Below are 13020 nucleotides of genomic sequence, written 5' to 3' on the forward strand. Positions count from 1 at the left end.
TATGAACCCAGTCATTGCGATCTGTGTTATTTAACAGCGATGACAACCCGACGATTCGGTTCTTCGCCTTTACTGTACGTTTTGATAACTGGGTGCCCTTGTAATTCCGCATGAATGATTTTACGTTCTTGCGAATTCATTGGCTCCAAAATAACTTCTTTTTTCGACTTTATCACGCGATTAGCTAGTCTTAACGCCAGCTCTTCCAACGTTTTCTTCCGTCGATCACGGAAATTTTCCGCATCTAAGATGATACGGAAATGAGAATTCGCATATCGATTACCAACAATATTGACTAAATACTGAAGAGCATCCAGTGTTTGTCCTCTTTTTCCGATCAAAATACCTAATTCCGAGCCACTCATGTTTAAGATATAGCCTTCACGATCTTTATGTGTATCTATGGTGATGGAAATTTGCATCGCTTCGAACATATCTTGTAAGAAAGCTATCGCTTCCTCAAGTGGATCGGGTATCAATTCGAGCTCAACCTTCGCAACTCTGGATCCAATAAACCCGAACAACCCTCGTGAGGGCTGTTCCAAAATATGAATTTGTACACGATCCTCCGAAACTTGCCATTGATCTAGACCAGATTTAACTGCTAGTTCAATTGTCTTTCCAGTCACCACGATTTTCTTCATTTCGACAGGCCACCCTTATTATTTTGAGATCCAGGCTTTTTTTGTGAACCAGGAGCACCATAGATGAAATAAGACTGAACGATTGTGAAAATGTTACCGTAAATCCAGTAAAGCGGAAGTGCCGATGCAAAATTCATGGACATAACGAAAATCATGACCGGGAAAATGTACATTAAACTTTTCATTTGTTGATTCATCTGGGAAGACATAAACATTTGTTGAATGAACGTCGTAGCCGCGGCAATCAACGGTAAGATGTAAAGGTGATCCGGCTTACCAAGATTCAACCATAGGAACGTGTGCTCATGAATTTCTTGATTACGCATAATCGCTTGATAAAGGGCGATTAGAATTGGCATTTGGACAATGATTGGAAAACAACCAGCCAACGGATTTACACCATTTTGTTGAAATAGTTTCATCGTTTCTTCTTGTTGCTTTTTCGCATCATCTTTATATTTCTCTTTAAGCTTTTTCATTTCAGGCTGCAGATCCTGCATCCGTTTGGAGCTTTTGTATTGCTTAAGCGTAAGCGGCAAAATAATCAATCGAATAATCAGTGTAACAACCAAGATGGATAATCCATATTGACCCCATAGATGATCGGCGAACCAGTCAAGCGTTTTTGAAAGCGGGTACGTAAAGTACTTAGTGAAAAAATTAGCCGTGTTCGGGTCGATTGGCGCTGATGCTGCACTTGACGGGCTACATCCGGACAAAAGTAAAATCACCGAAGACAGTGCTACTAGCATATAAATTCGACGAGTCAAAATGAGATCCTCCTAAATGTCTTTTCCAAGATAAACTATAACACATCTTCAGTCCGCAAGGAAATATTGCGTCACTTTTTTGTCGCGTCATTTTTTTTATATAAAGAAGCTTTACGAATGACATGCCAGATACTCTTCTCCATGTCTGCGTAAGCCATATCAACAACAGGTTTTCTAGCCAGCAGAATGTAATCATATTGAGGCGTCATGTTTTCTTTTTTCAACCGAATAATTTCTTTCATCATTCGTCTCAAACGATTACGTACAACGGCATTTCCAATTTTCTTGGAAACCGATACACCGAAACGAAAATCTTCTGCTTTCGGCTGCGGCAAATAGTATAGAACGAACTGCTGATTGGCCATCGATTTCCCATAGCGATACACCTTACTAAAGTCTTCCCTTTTTGCTAACCGATATTGTTTCTCCACACCCATGTACACTCCAGACAGATCACATTCATTAGTTGAAAGAACACTACATATCTAATCTAGTTTTAACAAAACCAGCTCGATGTAAACCGAACAACAAAATGCAAAAAAAAAAGCCCCTTTCGGAGCCTCTTCTTACGCGCTTAGAACTTTTCTTCCTTTAAGACGACGAGCTTGTAGAACTTTACGACCGTTCTTCGTGCTCATTCTTTTACGGAAACCATGGTTCTTCTTACGCTTTCTCGTATTCGGGTTAAATGTTGGACCCATCTATAGCACCTCCCTACCTGGCTGAGGATATCCATCCTACAAAATTTCTACTACTCATTAAATCATTTTCACAGAAGAAAGTCAACCTACCCAAGTGTGCAGTATTTGGCTGGCGGAATCTCCCCAGAACGACAAAAAGAATAAGCTGTGCATAAAGTTTTGACGAGAAAGAACAAACTTTGTCGAAAATCAACAGAATATCAACAATATCTTGTGTTGTGAACAATTTCTACCCACAAGTTGTTGTTATTGTGGATAATACGAAACAATCCGTTGATTAACAAGGTATCTTTTGTTAAGATAGTAATGTTTCTGCTGTGGATATACACCACTAATCCTCCGAGTTATCAACACCCTGTGGATAATAATGTGCACAAACTTCCCTCTACAAGAATAAGTCATTTCTGCGGATCCTTAGTAATGTGGATAAAACCGACAAAAGTCATCCTTTTTTGACCCCACCAGACACTCGATTCTTTTAGACGATATTTGGGCACACTACATGCTAACTACCAATTCTTCGAGATTCCAACGTGAGTTGTTTGTTTTCACGTTTTATCCATAAATCATAACCAAGTTTCCCCTGGCCTATGCCACATGTTTGATTCAAAAGGAGTGAAGTACTGTGGAAGGCCATTCTACGGACCTTTGGCAACAAATTTTAACGATTATTCAAACAAAGCTCAGTAAACCTAGTTTCGACACCTGGCTCAAATCAACGAAGGCTACTGTATTCAACGATTCAACAGTCATCATTTGCGCACCTAATAATTTTGCGCAGGAGTGGCTTGAGAGTAGATATACGAAGCTCATCGAAGGAACGATCTACGATTTTACGGGAAAGCATGTATCCGTTAAATTCATCATCGAAACCGAAGATCAGAAGTCACAGTCGATGCAGGCCATTCAACCTGTTGTGATTCCCCCCAAAGGTCCAGCCATTGTTGCTGGTGAAGAAAACTTTACAAGTATGATGAACGCTAGGTACACATTTGATACCTTCGTTATCGGATCTGGCAATCGTTTTGCTCACGCTGCTTCCCTCGCCGTAGCTGAAGCGCCGGCCAAAGCGTATAATCCCCTCTTTTTATATGGGGGTGTTGGACTAGGTAAAACTCATCTCATGCATGCGATCGGACATTATGTACTCGAACATAACCCTGGCTCTCGGGTTCTATATATATCCTCCGAAAAGTTTACGAATGAATTTATCAATGCAGTCCGTGATAACCGCGGGGAAGGCTTTCGTAACAAGTATCGAACCATTGATGTACTGCTCATCGATGATATTCAATTCCTTGCTGGGAAAGAAGGAACACAGGAAGAGTTTTTCCATACATTTAACGCGCTTCATGAGGAAGGAAAACAAATTATTATCTCAAGTGACCGCCCACCTAAAGAAATTCCAACCCTGGAAGATCGGTTACGCTCACGATTTGAATGGGGACTTATCACAGATATTCAACCACCAGATCTAGAAACACGTATCGCCATTTTACGCAAAAAGGCGAAAGCCGAGAATCTAGAGATTCCAAATGAGGCCATGATCTATATCGCGAACCAAATTGATACGAATATCCGAGAACTGGAGGGTGCGTTAATACGCGTTGTCGCGTACTCGTCCCTTATTAATCAAGATATTAGCGTTCATTTAACGGCTGAAGCGTTGAAGGATATCATCCCATCCAACCGACCAAGAGTCATTACGATACAGGATATTCAAGCGCGAGTTGGAGAATTCTATGGTTTAAAGCTCGAGGATTTCAAAGCGCGTAAACGAACAAAAGCCGTAGCTTTCCCAAGGCAAGTAGCCATGTACCTTGCACGGGAGCTTACAGACTTCTCATTGCCGAAAATCGGAGATAATTTTGGGGGTCGTGATCATACGACCGTCATACATGCGCATGAAAAAATTGTGCAGCAGCTCAAAGTGGATCAAGAATTATATAAGATTGTCCATAACTTAACGGAACGCATCAAAAACCCCTCTTAATAACATCACTTTTTCCATAAGCCTATGCACAATCTATTCACATGTGGATAGGCTTGCTCTATCTCAGGTTCATCCACATATCCACATATCCAGAGCCCCTACTGCTATTACTAATAAAGAATGTTATTATATAATGATTATGCTAACGCACCGTAAAAAAAGAACTGCAGGAGTGAAGTCATGAAATTAACTATCCTAAAAGACCATTTAATCGAATCCATTGGTCACGTTTCCAAAGCCATATCCTCTCGAACAACGATACCCATTCTTACAGGGATCAAAATAGATGCAACCTTAAGCGGTGTTACGCTAACAGCTAGTGATACCGACATTTCAATTCAAAGCTTTACAGCAAGTGAAAACAGCACAATTAAAATTATTGAACTAATCCAAGCTGGGAGTGTTGTACTTCCCGCTAAATTTTTCGTTGAAATCATTCGTAAGCTGCCAGCACAACTAATCGAAATTGAAGTAAAAGCCAACTTCCAAACGATTATTCGTTCAGGTTCTTCTGAAATTCAAATCATGGGCTTAGATCCAGATGAGTATCCACTGCTTCCTGAAATCGAAGAAAGCAAAATGCTTCGCCTTCCAAGTGATTTGCTTAAAACAATGATTAAACAAACGTCCTATGCGGTATCAACCAATGAATCCACGCCTATTCTTACAGGAGTTCTTTGGAACATTACAGGTGATAAGTTGAAATTTATCGCATGCGATCGTCATCGCTTGGCAAGTAGAGAAGTCACCGTTGATAATGAGCAAGCGCAAAACCTGCCGAATATCGTTATTTCAGGACGTACACTGAATGAGTTAAGCAAAATTTTGCCTGATCAAAACACCCTTATAGATATAGTTATTGCGGACAACCAAGTTTTATTCAAAATTCAAAACATTTTATTTTATTCGCGTATTTTAGATGGCACATACCCAGATACGTCTAAGCTGATTCCGCAATCCTTTCAAACGGAAATGGTTGTTCCAACGAAAGAATTGGCAGAAGCGATCGATCGTGCCTACCTTCTCTCCAAAGAAGACAAAACGAATATTGTTAAAATGATGATGCTTGAAGACAAAACCATCGAAATCTCATCCAGCTCCTCCGAGCTAGGTAAAGTAACCGAACAAATTGCCCTGCAGCATATTGTTGGTGATTTACTTAAGATTTCGTTTAACTCCAAATATATGTTGGATGCGCTCAAAGTACTTGATTCCGAGTTTATTCAAATTGGATTTACGGGAGCTATGCAGCCCATCATCATGAAACCACAAGATTCCACAAATATTCTTCAGCTGATTTTGCCATACCGAACAACGAATTAAGGGAGCGCTCGTATGAAACAAATAGTTATCAACACTGCATATATTACACTTGGGCAGTTTTTAAAGTTATCGGACTGCATATCCACAGGTGGACAAGCTAAATTTTTCGTTGTGGAAACCAAAATCGAAGTAAACGGGCAAGCTGAAAATCGTAGAGGACGGAAACTTGTGCCGCAAGATATTGTAAAGGTGGAAGGTTTCGGTCAATTCGAGGTCATTAGCTCCTGATCGGATTAACCAGGAGGATGATCGGCTATGTTTTTGAATAAACTCGTACTCAGTCATTATAGAAATTACGATCACATCGAGTTAACGACCAATAACAACGTGAATATTCTTCTTGGTCCCAATGCGCAAGGCAAAACGAATTTATTGGAATCCATTTATGTCTTGGCCATGACCAAATCTCATCGAACGCATCAAGATAAAGAGTTGATCGGCTGGAACGGCGAGCAGACCTTGCTGCATGCAGAGGTTCAGAAAATGTACGGAAACTGCAAATTGGACCTCTCCATCACATCGAAGGGGAAAAAAGCGAAGATTAATGGTCTCGAGCAAAAGAAGCTCAGTAATTTTATCGGGGCTTTGAACGTGGTCATGTTTGCACCGGAGGATTTAGAGATCGTCAAAGGAACACCTGGCATTAGACGCCGATTCCTCGATATGGAAATTGGGCAAGTACAGCCCTCCTACCTCCATGATCTCTCCCAATATCAAAAAATATTAGTGCAGCGGAACAATTATTTAAAGCAGAATTACCCTGGAAAAAGCACACCGGACGCCATGTTGGACATTTGGAATGAACAATTAGCACAGTATGGTGTTAAAATTATGAAAAAGCGTCAAAACTTTATAAAGAAGCTGCAAAAATGGGCGGAGAACATTCACAGAGGAATTACGAATGACAGCGAAGCGTTAGTTATTCGATACTCCCCTTCTTTTGACATGGAGCCATTTGAAGATGAATCTGTTTTATTAAACCAATTTATGATAAAGTTATCTTTGGTGAAAGATCAGGAATTCCGAAGAGGCGTAACTTTAGTGGGCCCTCATCGTGACGATCTTCTCTTTTTCATAAATGACAAAGAAGTCCAAACGTACGGTTCCCAAGGTCAGCAGCGTACAACCGCGCTATCACTCAAGCTAGCAGAAATTGAGCTCATTCATGAAGAAGTTGGCGAGTATCCTCTGCTATTGCTAGATGATGTCCTATCGGAACTGGATGAATATAGACAGACACAGTTAATTCGCACGTTTCAGCAGAAAGTCCAAACGTTTATTACGACAACAGGTCTAGAGAGTGTTCATTTGGACCAACTGGATCATGCTTCCGTGTTTCATGTTTTGAAAGGAAATGTAAGCGGCAGGAGCTGAGAAGCATGTTTATTCATTTGGGTGGAGAGAAAATCATTAGAGCGTCTGAATTGATTGCTATATTTGATATTTCGATTGAGAAGTCATCTAAAATATCAAAGCAATTCATTCAACAAGCATTACAAGATAAAAGAACGGAGCAAATTGGTGAGGAAGATTGCAAATCACTAGTCGTTACCAAAAGTAAAGTCTACTATTCCCCCATTTCCTCGACTACGCTCAAGAAAAGAGCTAATCAGTTATTGACGAATTAACTTCTTTTAATATAAAAAAGCAGGTGAAGAGTAGCATGTCTGTGAATCAAAATGCGTACGATGACAGTCAGATTCAGGTTCTGGAAGGTTTAGAAGCCGTTCGCAAAAGACCGGGTATGTATATTGGTTCAACTAGTGCCCGAGGACTGCACCATCTCGTGTGGGAAGCTGTTGATAACAGTATCGATGAAGCCCTGGCCGGTTTTTGTACAAAGATCGATGTGATTGTGCATAAAAATAATAGCATATCCGTTATCGATAACGGACGTGGGATTCCTGTTGGTGAGAATGCCAAACTGAAAAGACCGACACTCGAAGTTGTTCTTACCGTGCTTCATGCTGGTGGGAAATTCGGTGGGGACGATTCTGGTTATAAAGTTTCAGGCGGACTTCACGGGGTAGGTATCTCTGTTGTAAATGCGTTATCAGAACTGCTTTTGGTTCAAGTTAAGCGTGAAGGCCAAATTCATCAACAAGAATATCGCCGCGGTGTGCCTCAATATGATGTGAAAATCATCGGAGAAACGGAAGAAACAGGTACGACAGTTACGTTCCAACCGGATCCAGAGATTTTCAAAGAAACGACAGAATATGATTTCGATACGCTGCAATCCAGAATTCGCGAACTCGCTTTCTTGAATAAAGGCATCGAGATTAACTTAATAGATGAGCGTACGGACACGGTAGCAACGCATATGTACGAAGGCGGTATTGTGTCCTTTGTACAGCATTTAAATCGCAACCGTGAAGTCGTCAATGAATTGCCGATCTATGTTGAAGGTGCTAAAGACAATATTTCCATCGAGATTGCACTACAGTACAACGATAGCTATACCGAAAACATTTACTCTTTTGCTAACAATATCAACACACACGAGGGTGGAACGCATGAATCAGGATTCAAGAGCGCACTGACGCGGATCCTGAATGACTATGCCCGTAAAAATAATTCGATCAAAGAAAGCGACTCGAATCTTTCTGGGGATGACGTGCGCGAGGGTCTTGCTGCGATTATTTCCGTGAAAATTCCAGAGCCTCAGTTCGAAGGTCAAACGAAGACGAAACTTGGTAACAGTGAAGTTCGTGGTATTGTGGAATCCCTTTTCGCAGAGAAACTGCAAGAATTCCTTGAAGAGAACCCAGCTGTAGCTCGCAAAATTCTCGAAAAAGGTATTCAAGCTGCTAGAGCCAGAGAAGCTGCGCGTAAAGCTAGAGAATTGACTCGCCGCAAAAGTGCGCTTGAGGTTAGTGCCCTGCCAGGTAAACTAGCAGATTGCTCTTCCAAAGACGCTTCAATCAGTGAGATCTACATTGTAGAAGGTGACTCTGCAGGTGGTTCAGCTAAGCAAGGGCGTGATCGTCACTTCCAAGCGATTCTGCCTCTGCGTGGTAAAATTTTGAATGTAGAGAAAGCACGCTTGGATCGTATCTTATCCAATACTGAAATCCGTGCCATGATTACAGCTTTCGGGACAGGAATCAGCGATGATTTTGATATTACCAAAGCACGTTATCACAAAATTATCCTCATGACGGATGCCGATGTGGATGGTGCGCATATTCGTACTTTGCTGCTTACTTTCTTATACCGCTACATGAAAAAACTAATTGAGACTGGCTATGTGTATATTGCACAACCACCACTCTTTAAGCTTGAGCGTAATAAAACGATTCGATATGCGTATAACGAGAAGCAACGTGAAATCATTATGCAAGAGTTTGGTGAAGGCGTGAAAGTCAATGTCCAACGTTACAAAGGACTTGGCGAGATGAATCCGGGCCAGCTTTGGGAAACAACCATGGATCCGGAAAGCCGTACGCTTCTGCAAGTGACGATCGAAGATGCTATAGAAGCAGATACACTCTTTGATTCATTGATGGGCGATAATGTAGAGCCTAGACGTGATTTTATCGAGGAACATGCGAAATACGTGAAAAATTTAGATATCTAACGTCGTCCGAGACGTTGCAAACGATGTAAGCTTTCAGGAGGAACATTCATGAGCGAAGAATTACATTCGCAAGTCAAAGAAATTGACATTTCGACCGAAATGCGTACATCCTTCTTAGACTATGCGATGAGTATCATTGTCAGTCGCGCACTGCCAGATGTTAGAGACGGTTTGAAGCCGGTTCATCGCCGTATCTTGTTTGCGATGTCTGAACTAGGTATGTCTCCAGATAAGCCACATAAGAAATCAGCGAGAATCGTTGGTGAAGTTATCGGTAAGTATCATCCACACGGTGATACCGCTGTTTACGAAACCATGGTTCGGATGGCACAAGATTTCTCCCTGCGTTATATGCTTGTTGATGGGCATGGGAACTTTGGATCCATCGACGGCGATATGGCAGCAGCTATGCGTTATACCGAGGCACGTTTATCGAAGATTGCTATGGAGCTTCTTCGTGATATTAACCGAGAGACAATCGATTTTAAACCAAACTACGATGGCGAAGAAAATGAACCCGTCGTTCTCCCTTCTCGTTTCCCGAACTTACTCGTTAACGGTAGTTCAGGGATCGCCGTAGGTATGGCAACGAATATTCCTCCACATAACCTTAGAGAGGTTATCGAGGGTATTCAGATGATGATCGAGAATCCAGATGTCACGCCTATGGAATTAATGCAAGCGATCAAAGGGCCTGATTTCCCAACGGCCGGATTCATTCTTGGACGCGAAGGCATCAGATCAGCCTATACCACAGGTAGAGGCTCCGTTACGATGAGAGCTAGAACGGTCATTGAAGAGAATAATAATAAGGCTAGAATCATTGTGAATGAGCTGCCTTATCAAGTAAATAAAGCAAGATTAGTAGAGAAAATTGCTGAGCTTGTGCGTGAGAAGAAGATCGACGGAATCACAGATCTTCGAGATGAGTCAGACCGTAACGGGATGCGTGTGGTTATTGAGCTACGACGCGATGTTAATCCTAACGTTGTTCTGAACAACTTGTTCAAACAGACAGCCATGCAATCCAATTTTGGAATCATTATGCTCGCTCTCGTCAACGGAGAACCAAAAGTTTTGAATCTTCGTGAGATGCTGCATTATTATCTTAAACATCAGCAAGAAGTTATTCGTCGTAGAACCGAATTCGATTTGCGTAAAGCGGAAGCTAGAGCGCACATTCTAGAAGGTTTACGTATTGCACTTGATCATCTGGATCAAGTTATTGCATTAATTCGCTCTTCTCGTACAACGGATGAAGCGAGAGAAGGACTCATGACGACATTTAGTTTGAGTCTGGATCAAGCACAAGCCATTCTCGATATGCGTTTACAGCGTTTGACAGGTTTGGAACGTGAGAAGATTGAAGCGGAATACGCGGAACTCATGAAGAGAATTGCTGAGCTTAAAGCGATTCTTGCCGATGAGCAGCTGATTCTTGCGATCATTAGCGAAGAACTGAATGAAATTAAAGAAAAGTTCGGTGATGACCGACGTTCGGAGATTACAGTTGGTGAAGAAAGCATTGAAGATGAAGACCTTATCCCACGTGAAGATGTCGTTATTACGATAACGCACACTGGCTACATTAAGCGCCTACCGGTTACGACGTATCGGAACCAGAAGCGTGGAGGACGCGGTGTTGTCGGTATGGATACGAAAGATAATGACTTCGTGGAACATTTGTTCGTAACGAATACACATCATTATCTGATGTTCTTTACGAATAAAGGTAAAGTCTATCGTTTGAAAGCTTATGAGATTCCAGATTTGAGCCGTACAGCTCGTGGAACACCAATTATTAACTTGATTCAAATCGAACAAGGGGAAACCGTCAATGCGGTCATTCCTGTTGAAAGCTTTGAAACAGAGCAGTATCTGTTCTTTGCAACGAAGCAAGGGGTTGTTAAGAAAACACCAATTGATGATTATTCAAACATTCGTAAAGGCGGTTTAATCGCCATTAATTTACGAGAAGATGATGATCTCATTGGTGTGAAGCTTACGGACGGTAACCAGGGCATTATTATGGGAACCAAGCTAGGAATGTCCATTCACTTCCCAGAGAGTGATGTGCGTTCAATGGGCAGATCGGCTACGGGAGTAAAAGGTATTCACTTGGATGATGAAGATGCTGTCATCGATATGGACGTTGTTCATGAAGATAATAGTGTACTAATCGTAACGTCCAAAGGCTTCGGCAAGCGGACACCTGTTTCCGAGTATCGGATTCAATCACGTGGCGGTAAAGGGATCAAAACTTTAAATGTCACGGAGAAGAACGGTCCGATTGTCGGTCTTAAAGTGGTGCAAGAAGATGAGGATCTGATGATTATTTCCGCATCGGGTACTGTCATACGTACAAGCATGGACGGCATTTCTGTTATGGGGCGTAATACGCAAGGTGTCCGTCTGATTAACATACGTGAAGATGACGAAGTAGGGACGTTGGCTCGCGTTCAGAAGAATGAAGAACAGAACGAGTCTGAGGAAGACGGCGACTGGGAAGAGTCAGCAGAAGCAACAGAGTCAGAAGAATAAAATGTAGGGATGGGGCTTACAAACCCATCCCTTTTACTTTACAATAAGAAGTATAAGAAATAGTAAGGTGAGTGAAGGACCGTGCCGACAGTAGCCGTTTCGCAATTAAAATATGGTGAAAGATTAGGCGATATTGTAATAACCAAGATGGGCAATACGCTTTTTCACAAAGGAAGAATCATTCAGGAGAGAGAGCTCGAAATTCTGAAAGCATTTCTCATTCCTTCTGTTTATATTGAAGTTAAGAACGGCAATGAAGTGGAGCAAGAGAGTGAAGAGCCCAAAGTGAAAGAAGTTGAGACTGTTCATCCGTTTTATGTGGAATATCATAATATGGTGAAACTGATGAAGAGAGTTTTCCTTCTTGCTAATGGCGGACAACAGCTTCCTATCTTAGAAATTCGGACAGGTCTCGAATCGCTAATTCGACATATTGATGCTTATAAAGTGCTCACCTTCACACCTAAGAACCGGAATCTACATGAGTATATTTATCATAAAAGTATTTTAGTAAGCTTAGCCTCGTACTCCTTAGCAAAATGGGCAGGTCTTCCGCAGAAGGATTTGCTTCAAATTGCAATAGCAGGTTTACTTCACGATATTGGTACGAGCAAAGTGGATCGCACACTTCTGGAGAAGAAGACGCCTTTAAATGCTTCAGAAATGGACGAGATTAAGCAACATACACTGATTGGCTACCAGATTCTTAAGAATATGTCTGGCATTAATGAAGGTGTGAAACTAACAGCGCTTCAACATCATGAAAGAGAAGATGGCTCAGGCTATCCGCTCGGCGTAAAGTCTGACAAGATTCATGTGTATGCCAAAATTGTTGCCATTGCTGATATCTATAACGCGATGACGAATGAGCGATATTACAAAGGTGCTCTATCGCCCTATGTAGTATTAGAGCAGTTGTTGAACGAATCCTTCGGTAAAGTAGATCCTACACTCGTTCAAGTCTTTATGAACAAATCCACGCAAATTAGTAACGGTACACTTGTGAAACTAAGTGACAACCGTGTAGGTGAGATCGTGTTCTCTGATCGCTCACATCCTACAAGACCATGGGTTAATGTCAATGGTACAATCGTTAACTTAACCGTCGAAAGAAATCTATTCATTCAAGATGTGATTGGCCATATTTAAATTGCTCTGGTTAACCTTCACTCTCAGCGAGTGAAGGTTTTTTTATATTGTAAATAAAGCTTGCAATCCTTTCAGGTATTTGTTATATTACTCCTTGTCGCTTCGGCGGTCGAACGAAAGAACGAAAGAAATTAAAAAAAAGTTCTTGCAATTGAGTAGGCCGATGTGGTATATTGATCAAGTCGCCTTTGAGGGGCGAAGGATTAATAAGGAAATAATTGATCTTTGAAAACTGAACAACGAGTGAGTAAGCACAGTCGAGCAATCGACTATAAAAGAGATTGCAAAATCTCGCTAGCATCAAAATGAGCATTTCAGC

The 13020-nt window shown here is 41.5% G+C and carries 12 protein-coding genes; 8 read left to right on the forward strand and 4 right to left on the reverse strand.

Annotated elements, in window-relative coordinates:
- Positions 1-26: 26 nt before the first annotated feature.
- The 4 genes from jag to rpmH all read right to left on the reverse strand — a co-directional run bounded on the left by jag (position 27) and on the right by rpmH (position 2115).
- Positions 27-644 (reverse strand): RNA-binding cell elongation regulator Jag/EloR, encoded by a 618-nt coding sequence (jag, locus tag GC096_RS32545; protein WP_056622682.1) that lies wholly within the window; start codon positions 642-644, stop codon positions 27-29.
- On the reverse strand, positions 641-1414 hold the full coding sequence (gene yidC / locus GC096_RS32550) for a membrane protein insertase YidC (protein ID WP_246303121.1): 774 nt from the start codon (positions 1412-1414) through the stop codon (positions 641-643). Before yidC ends, jag begins: the two co-directional genes overlap by 4 nt.
- A 71-nt stretch (positions 1415-1485) precedes the next feature.
- The gene (gene rnpA, locus GC096_RS32555; protein ID WP_171636308.1) at positions 1486-1845 is read right to left on the reverse strand and encodes a ribonuclease P protein component; all 360 of its coding nucleotides are present in this window, start codon (positions 1843-1845) and stop codon (positions 1486-1488) included.
- Positions 1846-1980: 135 nt separating this feature from the next.
- Positions 1981-2115: a 50S ribosomal protein L34 gene (gene rpmH / locus GC096_RS32560; protein WP_028557239.1), complete on the reverse strand. Its 135-nt coding sequence runs from the start codon at positions 2113-2115 to the stop codon at positions 1981-1983.
- 625 nt (positions 2116-2740) lie between these two features.
- Here rpmH and dnaA point away from each other — a divergent pair.
- From dnaA to GC096_RS32600, 8 genes are all read left to right on the forward strand, one after another.
- Positions 2741-4108, forward strand: a complete 1368-nt coding sequence (gene dnaA / locus GC096_RS32565) for a chromosomal replication initiator protein DnaA (RefSeq protein WP_056622690.1) — start codon at positions 2741-2743, stop codon at positions 4106-4108.
- A 180-nt stretch (positions 4109-4288) separates the two neighbouring features.
- Positions 4289-5431, forward strand: a complete 1143-nt coding sequence (dnaN, locus tag GC096_RS32570; RefSeq protein ID WP_171636310.1) for a DNA polymerase III subunit beta — start codon at positions 4289-4291, stop codon at positions 5429-5431.
- Positions 5432-5443: 12 nt separating this feature from the next.
- On the forward strand, positions 5444-5659 hold the full coding sequence (yaaA, locus tag GC096_RS32575) for a S4 domain-containing protein YaaA (protein ID WP_056622694.1): 216 nt from the start codon (positions 5444-5446) through the stop codon (positions 5657-5659).
- A gap of 27 nt (positions 5660-5686) precedes the next feature.
- Positions 5687-6805 (forward strand): DNA replication/repair protein RecF, encoded by a 1119-nt coding sequence (gene recF, locus GC096_RS32580; protein ID WP_171636311.1) that lies wholly within the window; start codon positions 5687-5689, stop codon positions 6803-6805.
- Between the two features lie 5 nt (positions 6806-6810).
- Positions 6811-7059: an extracellular matrix regulator RemB gene (gene remB, locus GC096_RS32585; RefSeq protein ID WP_171636312.1), complete on the forward strand. Its 249-nt coding sequence runs from the start codon at positions 6811-6813 to the stop codon at positions 7057-7059.
- A 35-nt stretch (positions 7060-7094) separates the two neighbouring features.
- The gene (gene gyrB, locus GC096_RS32590; protein ID WP_171636314.1) at positions 7095-9011 is read left to right on the forward strand and encodes a DNA topoisomerase (ATP-hydrolyzing) subunit B; all 1917 of its coding nucleotides are present in this window, start codon (positions 7095-7097) and stop codon (positions 9009-9011) included.
- 48 nt (positions 9012-9059) lie between these two features.
- Positions 9060-11552, forward strand: coding sequence for a DNA gyrase subunit A (gene gyrA, locus GC096_RS32595; protein WP_171636316.1), 2493 nt, complete (start codon positions 9060-9062; stop codon positions 11550-11552).
- A gap of 81 nt (positions 11553-11633) precedes the next feature.
- A complete protein-coding gene (locus GC096_RS32600) occupies positions 11634-12701 on the forward strand; it encodes an HD-GYP domain-containing protein (protein ID WP_171636318.1) in 1068 nt (355 codons plus the stop codon).
- Positions 12702-13020: the final 319 nt, after the last annotated feature.

It is taken from the genome of Paenibacillus plantarum, from assembly GCF_013141695.1.
Lineage (GTDB): Bacteria > Bacillota > Bacilli > Paenibacillales > NBRC-103111 > Paenibacillus_E > Paenibacillus_E plantarum.